Source organism: Nocardia sp. KT25-26, from assembly GCF_056627695.1.
In genome coordinates, this window is record NZ_CM152813.1 from 5,408,758 (window position 1) to 5,429,692 (window position 20,935).

At 67.7% G+C, this 20,935-nt stretch carries 21 protein-coding genes and 4 tRNA genes; 12 read left to right on the top strand and 13 right to left on the bottom strand.

Annotated features, from left to right (window positions below; all coding sequences use genetic code 11):
* Positions 1–17: 17 nt before the first annotated feature.
* The gene (locus AC1HFH_RS24420) at positions 18–455 is read left to right on the top strand and encodes a DUF6069 family protein (RefSeq protein WP_480245124.1); all 438 of its coding nucleotides are present in this window, start codon (positions 18–20) and stop codon (positions 453–455) included.
* 66 nt (positions 456–521) lie between these two features.
* Here AC1HFH_RS24420 and AC1HFH_RS24425 read toward each other — a convergent pair whose 3' ends face one another.
* The 5 genes from AC1HFH_RS24425 to AC1HFH_RS24445 all read right to left on the bottom strand — a co-directional run bounded on the left by AC1HFH_RS24425 (position 522) and on the right by AC1HFH_RS24445 (position 2,479).
* Positions 522–1,223 (bottom strand): polyprenol monophosphomannose synthase, encoded by a 702-nt coding sequence (locus AC1HFH_RS24425; protein ID WP_480247964.1) that lies wholly within the window; start codon positions 1,221–1,223, stop codon positions 522–524.
* Positions 1,224–1,407: 184 nt separating this feature from the next.
* A tRNA-Phe gene (locus tag AC1HFH_RS24430) sits at positions 1,408–1,481 on the bottom strand.
* Positions 1,482–1,536: 55 nt separating this feature from the next.
* Positions 1,537–1,613 (bottom strand) — tRNA-Asp (locus AC1HFH_RS24435).
* Positions 1,614–1,642: 29 nt separating this feature from the next.
* Positions 1,643–1,715, bottom strand: a tRNA-Glu gene (locus AC1HFH_RS24440).
* 92 nt (positions 1,716–1,807) lie between these two features.
* On the bottom strand, positions 1,808–2,479 hold the full coding sequence (locus AC1HFH_RS24445; RefSeq protein WP_480245125.1) for a TetR family transcriptional regulator: 672 nt from the start codon (positions 2,477–2,479) through the stop codon (positions 1,808–1,810).
* Positions 2,480–3,160: 681 nt separating this feature from the next.
* Between AC1HFH_RS24445 and AC1HFH_RS24450 the strand changes: the two genes are divergently transcribed.
* Positions 3,161–3,236: transfer RNA gene (locus tag AC1HFH_RS24450), tRNA-Lys, on the top strand.
* 372 nt (positions 3,237–3,608) lie between these two features.
* The gene (locus tag AC1HFH_RS24455; protein ID WP_480245126.1) at positions 3,609–4,568 is read left to right on the top strand and encodes an acyl-ACP desaturase; all 960 of its coding nucleotides are present in this window, start codon (positions 3,609–3,611) and stop codon (positions 4,566–4,568) included.
* A 72-nt stretch (positions 4,569–4,640) separates the two neighbouring features.
* Here AC1HFH_RS24455 and AC1HFH_RS24460 read toward each other — a convergent pair whose 3' ends face one another.
* Positions 4,641–5,210, bottom strand: coding sequence for a hypothetical protein (locus AC1HFH_RS24460; RefSeq protein ID WP_480245127.1), 570 nt, complete (start codon positions 5,208–5,210; stop codon positions 4,641–4,643).
* A gap of 380 nt (positions 5,211–5,590) precedes the next feature.
* Here AC1HFH_RS24460 and dusB point away from each other — a divergent pair, with 380 nt between their 5' ends.
* The 3 genes from dusB (at position 5,591) to phoU (ending at position 9,791) form a co-directional block, all read left to right on the top strand.
* On the top strand, positions 5,591–6,745 hold the full coding sequence (gene dusB / locus AC1HFH_RS24465; RefSeq protein WP_480247965.1) for a tRNA dihydrouridine synthase DusB: 1,155 nt from the start codon (positions 5,591–5,593) through the stop codon (positions 6,743–6,745).
* A gap of 134 nt (positions 6,746–6,879) precedes the next feature.
* On the top strand, positions 6,880–9,039 hold the full coding sequence (locus tag AC1HFH_RS24470) for an LCP family protein (RefSeq protein ID WP_480245128.1): 2,160 nt from the start codon (positions 6,880–6,882) through the stop codon (positions 9,037–9,039).
* An 89-nt stretch (positions 9,040–9,128) separates the two neighbouring features.
* Complete coding sequence (gene phoU, locus AC1HFH_RS24475) at positions 9,129–9,791, top strand: phosphate signaling complex protein PhoU (protein ID WP_480245129.1); 663 nt, start codon at positions 9,129–9,131, stop codon at positions 9,789–9,791.
* 67 nt (positions 9,792–9,858) lie between these two features.
* Here phoU and pstB read toward each other — a convergent pair whose 3' ends face one another.
* The 6 genes from pstB to AC1HFH_RS24505 all read right to left on the bottom strand — a co-directional run bounded on the left by pstB (position 9,859) and on the right by AC1HFH_RS24505 (position 15,712).
* A complete protein-coding gene (pstB, locus tag AC1HFH_RS24480) occupies positions 9,859–10,635 on the bottom strand; it encodes a phosphate ABC transporter ATP-binding protein PstB (protein WP_480245130.1) in 777 nt (258 codons plus the stop codon).
* 21 nt (positions 10,636–10,656) lie between these two features.
* Positions 10,657–11,562 carry a phosphate ABC transporter permease PstA gene (gene pstA, locus AC1HFH_RS24485; protein WP_480245131.1) on the bottom strand — a complete coding sequence of 302 codons (906 nt, stop codon included), beginning with the start codon at positions 11,560–11,562 and terminating at the stop codon, positions 10,657–10,659.
* Positions 11,562–12,533: a phosphate ABC transporter permease subunit PstC gene (gene pstC / locus AC1HFH_RS24490; RefSeq protein ID WP_480245132.1), complete on the bottom strand. Its 972-nt coding sequence runs from the start codon at positions 12,531–12,533 to the stop codon at positions 11,562–11,564. Before pstC ends, pstA begins: the two co-directional genes overlap by 1 nt.
* 91 nt (positions 12,534–12,624) lie before the next feature.
* Positions 12,625–13,737: a phosphate ABC transporter substrate-binding protein PstS gene (gene pstS, locus AC1HFH_RS24495; protein ID WP_480245133.1), complete on the bottom strand. Its 1,113-nt coding sequence runs from the start codon at positions 13,735–13,737 to the stop codon at positions 12,625–12,627.
* 317 nt (positions 13,738–14,054) lie between these two features.
* A complete protein-coding gene (gene mshD, locus AC1HFH_RS24500) occupies positions 14,055–14,954 on the bottom strand; it encodes a mycothiol synthase (RefSeq protein WP_480245134.1) in 900 nt (299 codons plus the stop codon).
* Positions 14,951–15,712, bottom strand: a complete 762-nt coding sequence (locus AC1HFH_RS24505) for a winged helix-turn-helix transcriptional regulator (protein WP_480245135.1) — start codon at positions 15,710–15,712, stop codon at positions 14,951–14,953. Before AC1HFH_RS24505 ends, mshD begins: the two co-directional genes overlap by 4 nt.
* A 161-nt stretch (positions 15,713–15,873) precedes the next feature.
* On the opposite strand from AC1HFH_RS24505, the gene AC1HFH_RS24510 reads away from it, so the two are divergent.
* The 6 genes from AC1HFH_RS24510 to AC1HFH_RS24535 all read left to right on the top strand — a co-directional run bounded on the left by AC1HFH_RS24510 (position 15,874) and on the right by AC1HFH_RS24535 (position 20,130).
* On the top strand, positions 15,874–16,731 hold the full coding sequence (locus tag AC1HFH_RS24510; protein ID WP_480245136.1) for an LmeA family phospholipid-binding protein: 858 nt from the start codon (positions 15,874–15,876) through the stop codon (positions 16,729–16,731).
* Complete coding sequence (locus AC1HFH_RS24515) at positions 16,728–17,243, top strand: thioredoxin family protein (RefSeq protein ID WP_480245137.1); 516 nt, start codon at positions 16,728–16,730, stop codon at positions 17,241–17,243. Before AC1HFH_RS24510 ends, AC1HFH_RS24515 begins: the two co-directional genes overlap by 4 nt.
* Positions 17,244–17,506: 263 nt before the next feature.
* Positions 17,507–18,004: a DUF4395 domain-containing protein gene (locus AC1HFH_RS24520; RefSeq protein ID WP_480247966.1), complete on the top strand. Its 498-nt coding sequence runs from the start codon at positions 17,507–17,509 to the stop codon at positions 18,002–18,004.
* 10 nt (positions 18,005–18,014) lie between these two features.
* Positions 18,015–18,848 (top strand): sulfurtransferase, encoded by an 834-nt coding sequence (locus AC1HFH_RS24525; protein ID WP_480245138.1) that lies wholly within the window; start codon positions 18,015–18,017, stop codon positions 18,846–18,848.
* A gap of 6 nt (positions 18,849–18,854) precedes the next feature.
* The gene (locus tag AC1HFH_RS24530; protein ID WP_480245139.1) at positions 18,855–19,160 is read left to right on the top strand and encodes a DUF1416 domain-containing protein; all 306 of its coding nucleotides are present in this window, start codon (positions 18,855–18,857) and stop codon (positions 19,158–19,160) included.
* Between the two features lie 259 nt (positions 19,161–19,419).
* Entirely contained in the window at positions 19,420–20,130 is a 711-nt protein-coding gene (locus AC1HFH_RS24535; protein ID WP_480245140.1) for a heme-binding beta-barrel domain-containing protein, read from the top strand.
* A 71-nt stretch (positions 20,131–20,201) separates the two neighbouring features.
* Here the strand turns inward: AC1HFH_RS24535 and AC1HFH_RS24540 are convergent, their stop codons facing one another.
* Positions 20,202–20,789: a Uma2 family endonuclease gene (locus tag AC1HFH_RS24540; RefSeq protein ID WP_480245141.1), complete on the bottom strand. Its 588-nt coding sequence runs from the start codon at positions 20,787–20,789 to the stop codon at positions 20,202–20,204.
* Positions 20,790–20,935 lie beyond the last annotated feature (146 nt).

The following is a 20,935-nucleotide window of genomic DNA, read 5'->3' on the forward strand; positions in this document are numbered from 1 at the left end:
AATGAGGGAGAAGGACGATGACCACCACCGCAATCCGCCGCACCGACTCGACCCTGCCCACCTGGAACCGCACCACCGCCGTGCTCGGCTCAGTCGTGGTCGCCCTGCTGATCAACCTGATCATCTGGGCGATCGGCGCCGCCGCCGGCGGTTCCTTCGAGATGGTCGCCGAAGGCCAGGTGCAATCCGTCGCACCGGGCGGCGTCATCCTGATGACCACCGTGCCGCTGCTGCTGGGGACAACCGCCGCCGCCCTGCTCTCCTACCGTTGGGTGGGCGTGCTCCGGATCGCCGCCGGGCTCGGATCGATACTGGCGCTGGCCACCATCGCGGGCACCGTGACGAGCGGATTCGACACCGCATCGACCATCGCGCTGTCACTGATGCACGTGGTGCTGGTGCCGGTGCTGGTGATCGGACTGGAAGGACTGCGCCGCCGGATCACCGAGAGCTGAGCCCCTGGAAAACGGGTGTGGCCCGCCGGAAGTCCGGCGGGCCACACCCGTTTCGTCGGCGTCGGATCAGACCGAGCGGCCGAACAGCAGTTTCCAGGGCATCAATGCCGACTCCAACTGCACCTTCAGGCTCATCTTCGAGGCGCCGAGGGTGCGCTCCTCGAAACGGATGGGCACCTCGGCAATGGTGAAGCCCTGCTTGATCGCCCGGTAGTTCATCTCCACCTGGAACGAGTAGCCGTTGCTCCGGATCGAGGCCACGTCGATCGCCCGCAGCGCATCGGCCTGCCATGCCTTGAAACCGGCGGTCGCATCCTTCACGCCGAGCCGCAGGATCAGGTTCACGTAGAAGTTCGCCCAGGCCGACAGCGCCTTGCGGTACCACTTCCACTCCGAGGCGGTCGAACCGCCGGGCACGTACCGGGAGCCCAGCACCGCCCCGGCCGCAGAATCGCGCAGCTTCTCCAGCATCGCCGGGATGACCTCGGCCGGATGGGACAGATCGGCATCCATCTGGATCACCACATCCGCACCCTCGTCGAGCGCCCGGGTGATACCGGCAACATAGGCGCGGCCCAACCCGTCCTTCTCGGTCCGGTGCAGCACGCCCACCACGTCCGGCAGCTCCGCGGCCAGCTTGTCGGCGACCTCACCGGTCCCGTCCGGCGAGTTGTCGTCCACCACCAGCACATGCAGATCCGGGACCGGCAGCGCAGTCAACCGTTCCACCGCTACCGGCAGATTCTCCCGCTCGTTGTAGGTCGGCACAACAACGGTAACCCTCAAGGGTTGCCCTCCCTGCTCACCTGTTTCCGGCCCCGCGGCCCCGCGAACGGGGCGGAGCATGCCATCGATACCTGACGACGGTACTCGATCCCCCCGACGTCATCCCGCCCGGCCGCCCGGACTACAAAAAATCCCCCCGACCTGGTGTGGGTCAGGGGGATTGGAGTGGCCAGGGCCGGGATCGAACCGGCGACCTTCCGCTTTTCAGGCGGACGCTCGTACCAACTGAGCTACCTGGCCGCAGGCACCCGAAGTGAATGCCATACGCGAAACGCCGGATTTCTCCGGCGCTTGCTGGCGACCCTGACGGGACTCGAACCCGCGACCTCCGCCGTGACAGGGCGGCGCGCTAACCAACTGCGCCACAGGGCCTTGCTGTGCTACCAACGACCCGAAGGCCGTACCCCCTACGGGATTCGAACCCGCGCTACCGCCTTGAAAGGGCGGCGTCCTAGGCCGCTAGACGAAGGGGGCTCGTCCCGGATTCCTCCGGACCGGCTTTCAACGTTCTCGTTGGGAGCTCGCTTAGCTTATGACACGTTTGGTCGGATAACCAAATCGCCTGGTCAGACGGCCAAACCGAGTTCTTCCAACCGAGCCTGCGCGCGCCAGCCGTCGGCCCGGAAACCGGCCAGCCACATCGGGGTCGCCATGGACTCCACGACCACCTCCAGCGCCTCGCCGAACCGGCACCGCAGATCGACCACAGCACCGTTGCCGAGCGGATCGACGAACAGACGCTGCCCGGCGAGAGCCGCAGCCAGGGTGCGGGCGAAACGGTCGGGGTCGGCGTCGGCCCGAAGCTGACCGTGGTCGATCGCCCGGACCGCCAGCCCGCGCGCCGCCCGGCCGAGGATGCGGTTCCCGCCGGCCCGGCCGTCCCGATGGAAGTCGGGTTCGATCACCAGCCGACATTCGGCCCGCACGATGGTGTCGTGCTCGAACCGCAGCGCCAGCTCGTCCACGATCCCGTGCAGCACATCGAGGGGCCCCAGGTCGCCGCGGGCCAGCCAGCGCTCGGCGCAGCCGCGATACCGCTCGACCGCGGTGTCCAGCACCGCGCGCGCGAGGTCCTCCTTGGAGTCGAAGTGGAAGTACATGGCCCCCTTGGTGGCTCGCGATCCGGCGAGAATGCGGTTGAGGGACGCCGCGGCGTACCCGCTCTTGCCGAACTCGACGGCCGCGGAATTGATGATCGCCGCGCGTGTCCGGCGGGCCCGCTCTTGCTGCCGTGCCATGCTCGAAACGCCTCCGAAGCTGTGTCGCCGCCGAGGCTCCCACCCTGCACCGGAGCGTCAGCGCGAATATCTTAATTTTTCAATACTCAAAGTTTGTTTTCGACCCGATTGCGTACTTTCGGTATGAAATCGAGTCGAGAACGTAAAGCACACCTGCTGGTACAATTTGCTGGCCCGGGTGCGCCGCAGGGGGTGCGCATCCGGGCATTCACGTTCGAACCCCGCCTCCTCCTGCGGCTATACCCTGAACGACCGGGACCCACATTTGCCCCCGGGAGCGATTTCCCACCCTTCGCGAAATACCCCGGAGGCCCAACCATAGCCCGATACCGCGACCGGCATACCGGAATTTCACGACCCGACCGAACCGGACATCCACACCGCCGCACCGTGTCCGCACGAAAACGCCCACGGCGCAACCACTCTTTCGATTCGACACCTCCGCCCGGCGCCACACGTTCCACCGGGGTGGAAATCCGCGACCATGCACCTGTCTATCGAATTGGACTGGTGGATAACGACATTCGACCCTACCTCCGACGCGTGGATCGCGCGCGGCACCGAACGACGACACCGAGCCCCGGCTCGGCCGGAGTCCGGCACCGGCAACCGACGGGCCACGGCCCGCGCCACCACGAGGGTTCGGCGTCCTCCCGGCCCGTCCGCTAGACTGCGTGCCGCGCCCCTTTAGCTCAGTTGGTAGAGCTGGTGACTTTTAATCACTAGGTCGTAGGTTCGAGTCCTACAGGGGGCACCACAGCCATCCGGCGCCACCCCGCTCCCGGCACCGCGGGCAGCGCCCGGCCGACTGCCGTGAGGTCGTCATCGACACCCACCCACGCACCGCGATTCGGCGGTAGCCTGCACAGAGCGCCACCGGGCGGCGTTGCTAACACCGGCGGACCGACCGCGATAAACCAGACACTGTGAGCGGTCGCTCCCAGTCGATCGCACCCGGGACAGCAACAGTTCGGTGTATGACACAAGTCACCACGACGATCTCTGTCTCGTTTGCGTTTCGAATCACACCTACGGTGCCGTAAGGTATTGCTGCATCGGCGCACGCCTCCCGGAGCGCAGGCCCCAGAGGCCGCGCACGACCACACGCACGACAGTGAAGGGCTTTTACATGGCAAGGGATCTGACTCAACTCGAGCTGCTCACGGAGTTGGAGCCGGTTGCCGAGGAGAACGTCAACCGACACCTGTCGCTGGCCAAGGAGTGGCATCCGCACGACTACGTCCCGTGGGACGAGGGCCGCAACTTCGCCGCGCTCGGCGGCGTCGACTGGGATCCGGAGCAGTCCAAGCTCAGCGAGGTCGCCAAGGCGGCCATGATCACCAACCTGCTCACCGAGGACAACCTGCCCTCCTACCACCGCGAGATCGCCGAGAACTTCTCCCAGGACGGCGCCTGGGGCACCTGGGTCGGCCGGTGGACCGCCGAGGAGAACCGGCACGGCATCGTGATGCGCGACTACCTGGTCGTCACCCGCGGCGTCGACCCCGTCGCCCTGGAACAGGCCCGCATGGTGCACATGACCAACGGTTTCGCCTCCCCCGCCGAGGCGGACGCCGGCTTCCTGCACTCGGTCGCCTATGTGACGTTCCAGGAACTGGCCACCCGGGTCAGCCACCGCAACACCGGCAAGGTCTGCGACGACCCGATCGCCGACCGGATGCTGCAGCGCGTCGCCGCCGACGAGAACCTGCACATGATCTTCTACCGCAACATGTGCGGTGCGGCCCTGGACCTGGTGCCCGACCAGGCGCTCGAAGCGATCACCCTGATCGTGGAGAACTTCCAGATGCCCGGCGCGGGGATGCCCAACTTCCGCCGTAACGGCGTCCTGATGGCCAAGCACGGCATCTACGACCTGCGCCAGCACCTCGAAGAGGTGGTGAACCCGGTGCTCAAGAAGTGGAAGGTCTTCGAGCGCACCGATTTCTCCCCGCGCGGCGAGGCCACCCGGGAGCGGCTGGGCGAGTTCCTGGACAAGCTCGGCAAGGACGTGGTCAAGTTCGAGGAGCAGCGCGACCGCATGCTGGCGCGCGAAGCCAAGAAGCGTGAGGCTGCCATGGCCGGCTGACCGCCGGGCAGCGAACGTACGGCGCCCCGTCACCCACCATGGGTGACGGGGCGCCGTTCTGTGTCGGGCGGTCTACTTCAGTGGCAGCGTGCCGTCGGTCGAACCGATGTCGACGATCTGCCAGTCCGCGGACTTGTCCAGCGTGACGTTGTAGGTGACCGTATTGCGCAGTCCCTCCGGGTTCTGCGCATTGGTCGTGGTGACATCGACGAACGCAGCCACCTCGTAGCGGTCACCGTCGCGGGTGAGCACCTTCGCCGCGACCGGTTCGGCGGTGGACCGCCATTGCAGCGGCACCAGGATGTCTTCCAGTTTGCCGCCGGTGGCGTCGAACTTCTTCGCCAGTTCGGCGGAGGTGCCCGCTTTCAGGTTCTGCATCCAGTCGTCGACGTTCTGGAAGTCCAGGGTGGCGGAGCCGACGGCATAGTCGAGCGCTGCCTGTTCGGCGGCGGCATCGGCGGCAGCCTGGGCATCGCGGTCGGACAGCTCCGAACGCTGCGACACCAGCAGCACCCCGAGCACGATCGCCACCACGGTGACCACCGCGAGAGCCGCACCGGCGACCACGGTGGAAACGCGCACCGCGACGGTGCCCGAAGGCTCGGCAGGCGTCGAGTCGGCGTTGTTCTGCGGGTCGGACATACGAATTTCTCCGATGATTTCGAGACAGCGCACCGCCCGGGCGACGGTGCCGGCAACGACCAGGCTACTGAGCCCGGACCAGTTGATGATACTGGCAGTAACAGATTGTCTACTCGATCACAGTCCGGTGGTATCGAGACCGGACCGCCGTCCATACCACCCGGCTACCTGCACATTCTCGACAAATCAACGAATCGTCCGACACCTCAACATCATTGCGGCCCGCTATCGGAAGCCGGCCGCCGAAACCGGCTGCACCCCTCGGAACTGCAGTTATACACAGGTGAGCAACTGCGAGATCGATCACACGCCGACCCGGGTTCCGCGAGCGCGGAGCGTCGGGACCACCCCGGCGGAATGAGACACTGGTGGACGTGACGATGACTGCTGAACCCGATACGCGGTCCGGGACCGCGCTCCGGATCGGCCCGTACCCGGTCGACCCGCCGGTGGTGCTCGCCCCGATGGCCGGCATCACCAACCTGGCCTTCCGCAAACTGTGCCGGGAGTTCGGCAGCCCGACGTCGATCTATGTCTGCGAGATGATCACCGCCCGCGCGGTCGTCGAACGCAATGAGAAGACCCTGCACATGATGTCGTTCGACGCCGACGAGCATCCCCGGTCGATGCAGCTCTACGGCGTCGATCCCGACACCCTGGCCGAGGCGGTACGCATCGTTGCCGGTGAGGGCTGGGCCGATCACATCGACCTCAACCTCGGCTGTCCGGTACCCAAGGTGACCCGGCTGGGCGGCGGTGCCGCGCTGCCGTACAAGCGGTCGCTGTTCGCCCGGATCGTCCGCGCGATGGTGCAGGCCGCCGAACCCGCGGGCGTCCCGGTGACCGTCAAGTTCCGGATCGGCATCGACGACGAGCACCTCACCTACCTGGATGCCGGCCGGATCGCCGAGGCCGAGGGTGCGCAGGCCGTCGCGCTGCACGCCCGTACTGCGGCGCAACGCTATTCCGGTACGGCCGACTGGAGTGCGATCGCCCGGCTCAAGGAGACCGTGCAGACGATCCCGGTGCTCGGCAACGGCGATATCTTCTCCGCCGACGATGCGCTGCGGATGATGGCCGAAACGGGTTGCGACGGTGTCGTCGTCGGCCGCGGCTGCCTGGGCCGGCCGTGGTTGTTCGCCGAACTGCAGTCGGCGCTGCGCGGGGAACCCCTTCCGGAGGCCCCGAATCTGGGCCGCGTCGGCGAGGTGCTGTACCGGCACGCGGTCCTGCTGTCCGACCATGTCGGCGAAGAGAAGGCGATGCGGGACCTGCGCAAGCACATGGCCTGGTATCTGATGGGCTTCCCGGTCGGCGCGGATCTGCGTCGTTCGTTCGCCACCGTGGGCAGCCTGACGCAGCTGCAGGACCTGATCGGCCGGCTGGACCCGGCCGCGCCCTTCCCTCGTGACGCCGAAGGCCCGCGCGGCCGCCAGGGGTCGCCCGGCAAGGTGGCCCTGCCACACGGCTGGCTGGACGATCCGGACGACCCTGCGGTTCCGCATGCGGCCGATGTGATGCATTCGGGCGGCTGAGGCAGCCGATACACCGGTAGGGGAGGCAGTCGTGATTCGATTGTTCACTCGAGTGGCCCGTCGTGGCGAAATCGTTATCATGGCGGAACCGCGTGCAGCGCGGCGTGCAGCAGGACGAGAAGTGAGGTTCGTTGGTGGGTGACGATCGGAGCGGGCATCCGCCCGGGCCCAGCGGTCGCGCCCCCTGGGAGCGCTACCCGCAGGCCGAGCAACCGGACAATCCGGAACAACGCCGGTCCCGCCGGTCCCGGCACGCCGATCCGGAGGCCGACGACACCCAGCTGACCGTGCACGACCTGGTCGAACGGGTGGACAGCGAACGCACCGGCCGCCGGCGCCGCCGCCACGCCGAACCGGAGGCCGCGCCGCCACCTCGGGCCGAACAGGCACCGCCGCCGTCGCCGGTGGCCGACGACATCGCCGGTAACCACGGTCGCGGCGTCGAATCCCCGGCCGACACCACCTCGACCACTGCGCTACCGCTCGCCCCGCGCCGCAGCGGATCCGTCGACGATCCCGCCACCGATGTCCTGCCGGTGGTCAAGGACCCCCAGGCCGGCAACAACCCGCCGGACGGTAACCGCGGACCGCGCAGCGCTGCCCGAGGCCCGCAGGGTGGTGCCCGGCCTCCCGCCGACCGGCCCGGCCGCCGACCTTCCGCACCCGGCGGTACGCAGGCCCGGGCCAAAGCCGAGCCGCTTTCGGTGGCAGCCCGCCGGCCACCGGCGCGCACCCGGAGCCACAACCGGCTCCGGCTGGCCGGCCGCGGTGCCCTGGTCTTCGCCGCCGTCGTCGCCCTGCTGGTCACCGGCGGCGGCTGGAGCTATCTGCGCGCCACCACCAACGGATTCACCCAGGTCTCCGCGCTGGACGGCAACTCCGACGACGTCATCGATGCGGATCTGCAGATCGGCGCCCAGGACTTTCTGATCGTCGGCAGCGATACCCGGCTCGGTGAGAACTCCGAACTCGGTGCCGGCACCACCGAGGATGCCGAAGGTGCTCGTGCCGACACGATCATGCTGGTGCACATCCCGGAGGACGGCGCCCGGGCGGTCGCGGTCTCCTTCCCGCGTGACCTGGACGTCACCCGCCCGCAGTGCGACGCCTTCGACTTCGAGCAGAACGAATACACCGACGAGGTCTACTACGCGGCCGACGGCGCAAAGCTCAATTCCGTCTACGCCATCGGCGGACCGAAATGCCTGGTGAAGACGCTCACCAAGATGACCGGACTGCAGATCGACCACTTCATCGGGATCGATTTCGCCGGATTCGAAACCATGGTGGACAAGCTCGGCGGGGTCGAGATCTGCACCTCCCGGCCGATCATCGACGGGGTACTCGGCCCGGTGCTGCCCGACAGCGGCACCCAGCTCATCAACGGCGCCACCGCACTGAACTACGTCCGGGCCCGGCATGTGGTCGGCGATCTGCGCAGCGACTACGACCGGATCAATCGGCAACAGAAGTTCCTGGCCACGCTGCTCCGCAACACCATGTCCAGTCAGGTACTGCTCGATCCGGGCAAGCTCAACGGCTTCATCAATGCGTTCAAACAGGCTACCTTCGTCGACGATCAGCTGACCACCGAGGACCTGCTGAATCTGGCCCAGGCCATGCGGCGGATGGATGCCGGGACGATGACCTTCCTCACCGTCCCCACCGCGGGCACGACCGAATACGGCAACGAGATCCCGCGCACCGCCGATCTGGAGGCCCTGTTCCGGGCGATCATCCGCAACCAGCCACTGCCCGGTGAAGAGCCGGAGAAGCCGGCGCCTCCGGCCTCGACGACCGCACCCGCACCGAAGCCGGTGACTGTCGAGGCCGTCTATCCCGGCTCGATATCGATTCCGGTTCGGGTCCTCAACGGTTCCGGTGTCTCCGGGCAGGCCGCGTCCACCGGCCGGTCCCTGGGCAACGAGGGCTTCTATGTTTCGACCTGGGACAACTACGCAGACCCGGTAACCGGCGCCTATCTCGATGCCGAAACCGGCGAACCGCTCACCACCGACACCACCGTGGTGCGCTTTCCTCCCGGCTACGAAGCCGAGGCCGCGACCCTGGCCACCGCGCTGCCCGGCGCTACGCTCGAACACGCGGACACCGCCGCCGATACCGACACCATCGACGTCGTGCTCGGAACCGACTACACGGGCACCGTGTACTCCCCCGCGGAGGCCGGCACCGAGATCACCGGAGTCCAGGTCGGCGAACCGGCCCTCGCCGCCCCGGTCCAGTTGCCCCCGGACCTCGAACATATGAACGCTGCCGAGGACACCTGCTCCTAGATTTGCGCGCTGAACTGCGACGACCCGCCACCCGGGATTAACCCCGAGTTGGGTGACACCGCTGGACGGAGGAACTAGTCTCAGTTTTCATGCGTGTCATCTACAACGAGCAAATGGCCGAGCTCGCCGACCTCCTGGGCGAGATGGCCGGTCTCGCTGGTACGGCCATGGATCAGGCCACTCAATCGCTGCTGCAGGCCGATCTGGCCCTTGCCGAGCAGGTCATCTCCGAATACGACCGGATAGCCGGGATGATCGCCGACGCCGAGGAACGCGCATTCGCCCTGCTGGCGCTGCAGGCGCCGGTCGCCGGTGACCTCCGTCAGGTGGTCAGCGCCATCCAGATCGTCGCGGACGTCAACCGGATGGGTGTGCTGGCCCTGCATGTGGCCAAGGTCGCCCGCCGCCGGCATCCGAACCATGCCCTGCCCGAGGCCGTGAACGGCTACTTCGCCGAGATGGGCCGGATCGCGGTGAACATGGGTGCGGGCGCCAAGGAGGTCCTGGAGACCCGGGATCCGGAGCGCGCCGCGCAGCTGAACCAGGACGACGAGGCGATGGACGATCTCCACCGCCACCTGTTCACCCTGCTGATGGACCGCGAATGGAAGTACGGCGTCGCGGCCGCCGTCGATGTCACGCTGCTGGGCCGCTACTACGAGCGCTTCGCCGACCACGCCGTGGAAATCGGCCGCCGAGTGATCTTCCTGGTCACCGGCGTCCTACCCCCCGACGAGGACGCAGAAGCCTGAGCAGGAGCCGAAAAGGGCTGCCACCGAATACTCGGTGGCAGCCCTTTCGCTGTGCCGGAGCCTGCTCCTAGCCGAAGCGGCCGGAGATGTAGTCCTCGGTGGCCCGCTCGGTCGGGTTGGAGAAGATCTTCTCGGTGTCGTCGATCTCGATCAGCTTGCCCGGCTTGCCCTGGGCCTCCAGGTTGAAGAAGCCGGTCTGGTCACTCACCCGCGCCGCCTGCTGCATGTTGTGCGTGACGATGACGATCGTGTATTCCTTCTTCAGCTCGGTGATCAGGTCCTCGATCGCCAGGGTGGAGATCGGGTCCAGGGCCGAACAGGGCTCGTCCATCAGCAGCACGTCCGGCGAGACGGCAATCGCGCGGGCGATGCAGAGCCGCTGCTGCTGACCGCCGGAGAGGCCGCCACCGGGCTTGTCGAGCCGGTCCTTGACCTCGTTCCACAGGTTGGCACCGCGCAGCGAGCGCTCCGCGACCTCGTCGAGTTCGGCCTTGTTGCGCATCCCCTGCAGCTTGAGGCCGGCCACCACGTTGTCCCGGATGGACATGGTGGGGAACGGGTTGGGCCGCTGGAAGACCATGCCGATGGTGCGCCGCACGCCGACCGGGTCGACGGTCGAACCGTAGATGTCTTCACCGTCGAGCAGTACGGCGCCCTCGACGCGGGCATCCGGGGTGACCTCGTGCATGCGGTTGAGCGAGCGCAGCACGGTGGACTTACCGCAACCGGACGGGCCGATGAAGGCGGTGACGCTGCGCGGCAGCACGGTCAGCGACACGTCCGCCACGGCATGGAACTTGCCGTAGTAGATGTTGAGATCTTTGACGTCGATCCGCTTGGCCATCAGAGAGGTATCCGTTCGGTTCTATCGGTTCCGGGTGAGCAGCTTGTTGACCACGGCGGCGGCCGCGTACAGCAGGGCGATGAGGAAGATCAGCGTGAACGCCGCGCCCCACACCCGCTCGCGCCCGGCGGCCTCGGGGTTGGCCAGCTCCTGGTACATCAGCAGCGGCAGCGAGGCCATATTGCCGTCGAACGGGTCGAAGTTGATCGACTTGGCATAGCCGACCAGCACCAGCACCGGGGCGGTTTCGCCCATGACGCGGGCCAGCGAGAGCAGAATGCCGCTGATCATGCCGGGCAGTGCGGTCGGCACGACGATGCGCAGGATGGTCTTCCATTTGGGCACACCGAGCGCATACGACGCTTCGCGCAGTTCGTCGGGCACCAGCTTGAGCATCTCTTCGGTGCTGCGCACCACCACCGGCAGCATCAGCAGCACCAGGGCCAGCGATACGGCGAACGAGCTCTGCGGGAACCCGAAGGTGGCGATCCACAGCGCGAAGATGAACAGCGCCGCGACGATCGACGGGACACCGGCGAGGATGTCCACCATGAAGGTGGTGACCTTGGCCAGTCGGCCGCGGCCGTACTCGACCAGGTAGATGGCGGCCATCACACCCAGCGGCACCGCGATCACCGCGGCGACCGCGGTCTGGATGATGGTGCCGTAGATGGCGTGGTAGACACCGCCACCGGTCTCGTCCGGCAGGATGCCCTTCTGCGAGTAGAACCACCAGTCCGGCGAGATCACCGCACCGATGCCCTTCACCACCACCAGGCCCAGTACCCAGACCAGGGGGACCAGGGCGAGCAGGAAGGCCGCCCATACCAGGATCAGGGCGAGGTTGTTCTTGAGCCGCCGCGATCCGCTCACATGGCGGAAGGTGGGCGCCTTGACCGGCTTGTCCAGCGTGGTCGTCGTGGTCATCAGCTGTTCACCTTTCCACCGGCGGCCAGGCGGGCCAGCGCGTTGACCACGAAGGTCAGGGCGAAGAGCACGAAGCCCGCCGCGATGTAGGCACCGGTCGGCAGCGGGGCGCTGAATTCGGCCGCCGCCGAAGCGATCTTGGATGCGAAGGTGTAGCCGCCGTCGAACAGCGACCAGTTGCCGGCGTCTGCGGCGGTGCGCAGCACCACCAGCACGGCGATGGTCTCACCGAGGGCGCGGCCGAGGCCGAGCATGGAACCGGCGATCACACCACTGCGGCCGTACGGCAGTACGGTCATCCGCACGACTTCCCACTTCGTGGCGCCGAGCGCCTGCGCCGCCTCGATGTGCGCGCGGGGAGTGAGCGCGAAGACCTCGCGGGACACCGAGGTGATGATCGGCAGGATCATCACCGCGAGCACGATCCCGGCGGTGAAGATGGTGCCGCCGCCGTTGATCGAGACGTTGCCGTCGGCGAACAGGAAGAACCAGCTCAGGTTGTCGTTCAGGAAGCTCTGCACCGGTTCGATGTTCGGTGCGAGCACCAGGAAGCCCCAGAGGCCGAAGACGATCGACGGGACCGCGGCGAGCAGGTCCACCAGCATGGTGAACGGCCGGGCCAGGAACTTCGGCGCGTACTGGGTGAGGAACAAGGCGATGCCGACCCCGACCGGCACCGCGATCACCAGCGCGAACACCGAGCTGAGCACCGTCACCATGAACAGGTCGCGGATACCGAACCGGAGGTTGTCCGGGTCGTTGGTGCTGAACTCGGTACTGGTGAAGAAGTTGGCTTCGTTGGCCATGACCGAAGGCACTGCGCGAATCAGCAGGAACAGCGCGATCAGCGCGATCGCGGCCACGATCGTGGCGCCGGCGGCGACGGCGAGGGACCGGAAGACGGTCTCCGCCGTGTTGCTGTGACCGCGACGACCTTTCGGGGCCGGCTCGGTTTTCGGTTCGGTCGGCATCTGCGCAGTATCTCCAGCCGCCCGCGGGCTCGTCGAATCGGACGAGCCCGCGGCGGTCACCTCAGGGTGAGTGGTCATGGCTGTCCGGCAATCAGGAGATCGCGTCGATCGCCGTGGTCAGGCGGGTCTTGAACTGCTCCGGGATCGGGATGTACCCGTTGTCCTCCAGCCCGTCCTGGCCGTTGTTGATGGCGGAGGTCAGGAACGCCTTCACCGCGGTGGCGGTGTCGTCGTCGGCGTAGTCCGAGCAGACGATCTCGTAGGTCGCCATCATGATCGGGTACGAACCGGCCTCGGTCGGCTCGTAGAAGGAGCTGACGTCGAGCACCATGTCGTTGCCGTCACCGGCGACGGTCACCCCGTCGATGGCCTTGCCCGCGGTCTCGGTGGTCAGCTCCACCGGCTCCGGGCCGGCCGAGGTGACGATCCGGGCGACCGACAGGCCCTGCGCCTTGGCGAAGGACCACTCGTTGTAGGTGATGGCGTTGGCGGTGTTCGCCACCGCGGCCGAGGTGCCCTCGTTACCCTTGGCGCCTTCACCGACACCGCCGTTGAAGGTCTTGCCGGCTCCCTTGCCCCAGGCGCCCTCGGAGGCGGCCTCCAGGTAGTTCTGGAAGTTGTCGGTGGTGCCGGACTCGTCGGACCGGAAGACCACCGCGATCTCCGCGGACGGCAGTTCGGCGTCGGGGTTCAGCGCCTGGATCTCCTCGGCGTCCCACTGGGTGATCTCGCCACCGAAGATCTTGGCGGCGGTCGGGCCGTCCAGGACCAGGTCGTCGACGCCCTCGATGTTGTAGGTCAGCGCGATCGGGCCGAACACGGTCGGCAGGTTCCAGGCCGGGCTGCCGCAGTTCTCCTCGGCCTTGGCGGGCTCGTCCTTGCTCTCCTTGAGCGGGGAGTCGGAGCCGGCGAAGTCGGTCTGGCCGCCGATGAACTCCTTGACGCCGGCGCCGGAGCCCGAGGAGGTGTAGTTCAGGGTGGCGCCGTCGCAGTTGGCCTCGTAGGCCGCGATGAAGCGCTCCATCGCGTTCTTCTGCGCCGACGAACCGCTGGCCTTCAGCGACTCCTTGCCACCACAGGTGATGTCCACGTCCGATCCGAGCGCAGCAGTCTCGGTCTCGTTGTTGTCACTGCCACAGGCGGCCATGGTCATCGTGCCCGCGGCGAGAACACCGACCAGGGCGCTGGTGCGCTTGAAGTTCACTTGACATCCTCCGACATCGCGTTTTCGTACTCGCCCGGTCCCTCACCGGCCGGGCGTGATGTTGGTGCGGTCCGTCAGGAGCGTGCGCACCAGGCGACGACTACGCCGCCCACGAGTAACGTAGATTCGCCTGGTTGACAGTTGGACTGAGCCAAGTGAACGCAAAGTGAACAGGCCGGCGCGATCCGGGCGGAGGATGTGATGTTCGCCATCACGTAACCCGGGGATCGCCGGTCAGTAGCCGGTTGTTGGGCCGATGCGGCGGGGACGAGGATCACATGTGACGACCTCGCCCCGATGCGGCCGGTCCCGCTCGGTCATTGCGCCCAGGCCTTATCGATGTGGGCGGGAGCGAAACCGAGCCGGGTGTAGGTGTGCACGGCAGCCCGGTTGTCGGCCTCGGTGTACAGCAGGGCCTCGGCCCGGCCGGTGTCGTGCAGGTACCGCAGCCCGACCAGAGTCAGCAGCCGACCGAGGCCCCGGCCCTGGGCGGCGGGGTCGATCCCGACCACGTAGACCTCGCCTTCGTCCTCGCCGGGCACGGCCTTGGTCCAGTGGAACCCCAGCAGCCGGTCCGGATCGGCCACGTCGAAGGCCAGGAAGAGTCCGGCCGGATCGAACCAGTCGGACTTGCGACGCACCTCGATATCGCGCCCGGTCCAGCCACCCTGTTCGGGATGCCAGGCGAATGCCGCATTGTTGACCCGCAGCAGTTCGGCGTCATCACCGGCCCCGGCGTAGGTACGGACCTGCACTCCGGCAGGCGACTCCGGTTCCGGTAGCGCCGGGTTCGCCAGACTGCGCCGCATCTGCCACAGCTCCCGGGCGCCGTGCAGGCCGAGCCGTTCGGCGACCCGGCGGGCGGCGGGCAGATCGCCGTGCGCCCAGACGCGGGTGCCGGAACCGCCTTCGGTCAGTACGGTCCGGACCAGCTCGGTCCCGATACCGGCACCCCGTGCGGCCGGATCGACCGCCACCTCGGCCATTGCCGGATGATCACCGTGTGCGGGGGCCAGGTTGGCGTAGCCCAGTACCGCACCGTCGGTGCCCGGAATCAGCAGGTGCCGGGCGGCGGATGATTCGGTGAGCGAGATGACCGCCTGTTCGGAGACCGGCGCCACCCGGTCGGCGGTTTCGGCGCGGCCGAGCAGCGCCCGGACCTCGGCGGCCCGCTCGCCGGTCAGGATGTCGGCCCGCTCCAGCCGGTTCCCGCTCATCGGCCGGTGCCGTTGATCGTCGTCGGTTCCGCGTCCCGGCCCTCGACCTCGGTGGGGTTCTCCTCGGCGGGTGCCCCCTTGTTGGCCGAACGGGCGGGCCGCACCGCCTTGTAGCCGACATTGCGGACGGTCCCGATCAGCGACTCGTATTCGCTGCCCAGCTTGGCGCGCAGCCGCCGGACGTGCACATCGACGGTGCGGGTGCCACCGAAGAAGTCGTAGCCCCACACCTCCTGCAGCAGCTGCGCCCGGGTGAACACCCGGCCGGCGTGCTGGCACAGGTACTTGAGCAGCTCGAACTCCTTGTAGGTGAGGTCGAGCGGCCGGCCGCGCAGCCGCGCGGTGTAGGTCCCTTCGTCGATCACCAGTTCACCGAGGGTGATCTTGCCGGAGTTCTCGGGACTGGCCACCCCGCCGGTGCGGCCGACCAGCAGGCGCAGCCGGGCATCGAGTTCGGCCGGGCCGGTTCCGGGCAGCAGGATGTCGTCGAGACCCCAGTCCGCATTCACGGCCACCAGACCGCCTTCGGTCAGGACCGCGACGACCGGCACCGACGATCCGGTGCTGCCCAGCAGCCGGCACAGTCCCCGGGCCGCCGCCAGGTCCGTCCGCGCATCGACCAGTGCCACATCCGCAGATCCGGCCTCCAGCAGGGAAGCCACCTCGGTCGCCGCGGGACGCACCGTATGCGGCAGCAGGGACAGCGAGGGCAGCACCGAATCCGGATCGGGGTCGGAGGTCAGCAGGAGCAATTCCATCGGGCTCCCCTCCTATCGCAGTCGCAGATGGTCGGATGCAACATTAGCGTGTGTGGCCCAGGTTGCCGGGTTCGCCGTCCGGCCGCGCGGCCCGGCCGGTCCGGCGAGTGCCGCTGGTATGCGGCCCGATGCCCCGGCACCCGGCGGCTAGGGTGGCGAGCATGCGCAAGCTGATCGTGGGGCTGCTGTGCCTGGCCGGGCTGGCCGTGGTCGTCGACTTCGGAGCCGCCGCCTACACCGAGTACAACCTGTCCCGAGCCCTCCGGGCGAGCGCCGATCTCAGCGCGGATCCCGAGGTCACCGTGCACGGGTTCCCGTTCCTGGCCCAGGCGACCGCCGAGGAGTTCGGCGATATCGCCATCGAAGCGCGGGGGGTCCGGCCCGATATCCCGGGTGAGATCTCGATGGAGGCGACCCTCAACGGTGTGCATGCCTCGGTGACCGAACTGTCCGACGAGTCGTTGCGCGGCCTCCCGGTGGACCGGGTGGAGGCCCGGATGCGGATCGCCCCGACCGAGCTGGGCCGGCTGTTCGGCATCCCCGACCTCGAGGTCCGGTCCCGGCCTGCCGAGAAGTCCGACGACTCCGGAGTCGACACCGAGGGCTCCGGCGATATCGAAGAAAAGACCACGAGCCAGGCACTGCTGCTCACCGGCACCGTCGCCGACGGCCCGGGCCCGGCCCCGGTGGACGGGCGCAGCGGCACCCGGGTGTCGGTGGATGCGGAACTGCTGCTGGACGGCGACACCGTGCGGATCCAGGCGCTCGGCTTCCACTCCGATACCACTTCCGCCACCGGGTTCACCGGCACCGGCGCGGGCACCGAGGACGCGAACGAGCCGCAGATCCCGAAGGAACAGCAGGCTGCGGTGCTGGCGAAATTCAGCCGTACGATCGATACCAAGGAACTGCCGTTCGGCATCCGGCCCACCCGGGTTACCGCACTCGGCGGGCACATCGTCGTGGAAGGTATCGCCCACGACGTCACCATCGACCTGAATCGTCTGCAGAGGCCATGATCGAGCTCGTCGTCCTCGCCGCCGTCGTCGCGGCCGCCCTGATCGTCGGACTGGTGCTGCGCTATCGGCGCGGCAGAATCCAATGGCGCCATCGGGAGGGCCTCCGTGGCCACGCTCCGCTACCGCCTCCGGCCCGCCGTCTCTGGCGCAGAATCCGCACCGCCGCCCCCGGTGCGGCCACCCACGACCGGCTCCGGCTGCTCACCGCGGCGGGGGTCACCGGCAGCGCGCCCGCGGTGCTGCATTTCTCCGCCGAGTGGTGCGGCCCGTGTGATGCGGTCCGTCGGGTCGTCGCCGGTGTGGCCGCGGATCTGGCCGATGCCCCGAACGCGCCGCTCGATATCGAGGTCGATATCGATGCCGAACCCGCGCTCGCCCGGGAACTGAACGTGCTCTCGCTGCCCACCACCTTCGTCTTCGACGCCGCAGGCCGGGAACGCTTCCGGATCTCGGGTGTCCCGAAGGCGAGTGACCTGCGCACCGCCCTGGAGCCGCTGACGGCCGACGCGTGAGTCGGAACACTCCTCGCGACCACGGCCCCGCAGTTCTGATAAACTGCCTGGCGTGCAATCCGACCACGAGCTGATGCTCACCCGACGCCGCACAGTGGACCTGTGCCGCCTCGGTGGTTGTTGCTGCCTGTGCCGTTGATCGGTCGGCGCTGAGGAGACCTCTGTCGCCGACACCGACCGCCGCGTGCGAGATCGTCCCGATCCCCCGGCGGACCGGCCGATTCCGCCGCCAGATCAGTCCAGCGCAGGAGTTAAGCACCGTGATTCGCGATACCGCACAGATCACCGAAACCGCCCCCGGCGGCCACGCACACCCCGACCGGGTGGATGTGCGCGGTCCGCGGTTCGCCGCCTGGGTCACCACCGCCGTACTGGCCGCCGTGCTACTCACCGCGGGTTCGGCGCCCGGGCTCGCGGCTGCACTGCTCGGTCTGCAGGCCGTCGTATTCGCCGTCGGCGCCGGGTACGGCCCGCGCCGGCACCCGTACGGCCGGATCTATGCCACACTCGTCGCGCCGCGCCTGGCGCCGGTGAGCGCGACCGAACCGGCAGCTCCGCTGCAGTTCGCGCAGCTACTCGGCCTGGTGTTCGCGGCCTTCGGCCTGCTGGGCTTCGCGCTCGGCTCCACAATCGTCGGCGCGGTGTTCGCCGGCCTCGCCCTGTTCGCAGCGTTGCTGAACGCAGCGTTCGGGGTCTGCCTGGGTTGTCAGCTCTACCCGCTGGTCGCCCGTCTCCGCCCTGACCCTGCAAGTCATCGCTGAAAGGAACAACATGGCTCGCTCCGATGTCCTGGTCTCCGTCGACTGGGCCGAAGAGAACCTCAACGCTCCCGGCGTGGTGTTCGTCGAGGTCGACGAGGACACCTCCGCCTACGACAACGGCCACATCGAGGGCGCCGTCCGCCTCGACTGGAAGAAGGACCTGCAGGACCAGGTTCGTCGCGACTTCGTGAACCAGGAGCAGTTCTCCGATCTGCTTTCGGCTCGCGGTATCGCCAACGACGACACCGTCGTCCTGTACGGCGGCAACAACAACTGGTTCGCCGCCTACGCCTACTGGTACTTCAAGCTGTACGGCCACAACGACGTCAAGCTGCTCGACGGTGGCCGGAAGAAGTGGGAGCTCGACGGCCGTCCGCTGACCGCCGACGTGGTGAACCGTCCCGCGACCCAGTACAAGGCCGCCGCCCCGGACAACTCGATCCGCGCCTTCCGCGACGAGGTCATCGCCGCGATCGGCGCCAAGAACCTGGTCGACGTGCGTTCGCCCGACGAGTTCTCCGGCAAGATCCTGGCCCCGGCGCACCTGCCGCAGGAGCAGAGCCAGCGGGCCGGCCACATCCCCGGTGCGATCAACGTGCCGTGGAGCAAGGCGGCCAAGGAGGACGGCACCTTCAAGAGCGACGACGAACTCGCCGAGCTCTATAAGGAAGCCGGCCTGGACGGCGAGAAGGAGACCATCGCCTACTGCCGCATCGGTGAGCGTTCCTCGCACACCTGGTTCGTGCTGCAGGAGCTGCTGGGCCACCAGAATGTCAAGAACTACGACGGCAGCTGGACCGAATACGGTTCGCTCGTCGGTGCACCGATCGAGTTGGGAGCGTAAATCAACATGTGTGCAGCACCTACCCAGGGTCAGGCCATTCCCGCCGGCGTCGACGTGGAGAAGGAGACGGTCATCACCGGCCGCGTCCTGAACGCCGACGGCCAGCCCGTCGGCGGCGCGTTCGTGCGGCTGCTCGACGGCAACGGTGACTTCACCGCCGAGGTCGTCGCCTCCGGCACCGGTGACTTCCGGTTCTTCGCCGCCCCCGGCGCGTGGACCGTGCGGGCACTCTCCTCGGCCGGCAACGGCTCGGCGGAGATCCGCCCCGAGGGCGCCGGCATCCACTCCGTGGAGGTCTCGGTCGCCAAGTAAGGCGAAGCAACCTCACGGTGTCGATCGCGGGTTCGCGAGGGCCTGCGTGGTTACGCAGGCTGCCTCCTCCGGCCCGCCGTCTCACCCGCGCGGCCCTGGTACTTCCTGTGCGGAGGTACCAGGGCCGTTTTCGTATCCGGGTGCCCGAGCGACTAGACTCGACACCCGTGGTCCTCTTTTTCGAGATTCTGCTGATCGCCGTCTCGGCGTTGATCGCCTGGTTCGGCCTGTACGTCCTCTACCGGCTGTTCGTCGAATCATGAGTGGTCTCGCGAGCGACGGGACCGATCCGGACCGAGAAGCTGGCGAGGTAGACACCGACAACGCTGCGGCACGCCGCAGCGGCGATGAAGCGATCGCCGTGGCTGCCGAGCGCGCCAAGGAGACCGCCGCCCGCAATGTCGCGGTCCTGCCCGGGCTGCCGTTGCCGGTCGACACCGCCAACCTGCGCGAAGGACCGGACCTGCATCCGGCACTGCTGGCCCTGCTGCCGCTGGTCGGCGTGTGGCGCGGCGAGGGCGAGGGCCATCACCCCGAGGACGGCGACTACCGGTTCGGGCAGCAGATCGTCGTATCCCACAACGGCGGCGATTTCCTGGTCTGGGAATCACAGACCTGGAAGCTGGACAGCGAAGGCAACTACCTGTCCCCGGACCTGCGGGAGAGCGGGTACTGGCGAGTCGGCTTCGACGGCACCGAGGCCAAGGCCGACGACGAGGTCCTCGAACTGCTGCTCACCCACAGCTCCGGCATCGTCGAGCTGTACTACGGCGAGGCCCGCACCCAGTCCTCCTGGGAACTGGCCACCGATGTGGTGATCCGCAGCCAGTCCGGCGTGGTCGTCGGCGGCGCCAAACGCCTCTACGGCATCGTCGAGGGCGGCGACCTGGCCTACGTCGAAGAGCGGGTCGATGCCGACGGCGCCCTGACCCCGCGTTTGTCCGCCCGTCTGCAGCGCTATATCGGCTGAGAAATCGGCAGTGCGACGCTCCGCGGGCCGAACCCGCGGAGCGTCGTTCTACATCTCCCGCCTCGGCACTATCAGCTTCGAAGACGAGCGACCCTGGTGAGATCGATGTCGAGTGGGAACGGCACCGAAGCCTTCAACCGGTCGTGATAGATGCCGGTCACTGCATACGACCGGGAAACCGGGTCCAGTTCGTACGCGTAAACGACCGCATCACCGTCCCGACGTTCCACACGCCAGTAGTGCCGGATCCCCGCTTTGGCATATTTTACGGGCTTGGTTTCGCGATCTCGCTCCTCCGAGTCCGGTGAGACAGCTTCCACTGCCAGGATGACATCGTCGGCGAAGTAATAGGTCGAGGGATCAGCCCGTTCGAAGGCCTCAGCAGACACGACCAAGACGTCGGGCTCCGGCATCTGCCGAGGCCCCAGCCGCACCGCCATCTCCCGATCTACCCCGAAGTGTCGTGGCGCCTGACTCTCCAGAGCCCGAAGCAGCAGGTTGATGACCCGCACGTGCCACTTCTCCTGCGGACTCACGAAAACCAAACCCCCATCGATCAGTTCCGTATGCTTCGGGAGGCCGCGAAGGGACAAGAACTCCTCGACGGTGAACCCACCATCCGGCGGAATCACCCAGTCAGGCAGCGGCTCGACAGTCACGGCTCAAGGATAGCGCCTGCTGCGGGGACTCTTCCGCCGTAAATCGTCTGCCACGCAGAACGGCCCCCGAGCCGTATCGCCTGGTGACGATCCCGGTCGGACTGGCCGGGGGCTCGGGGGCCGGGTGACTGCCTGGGATTCGCTCA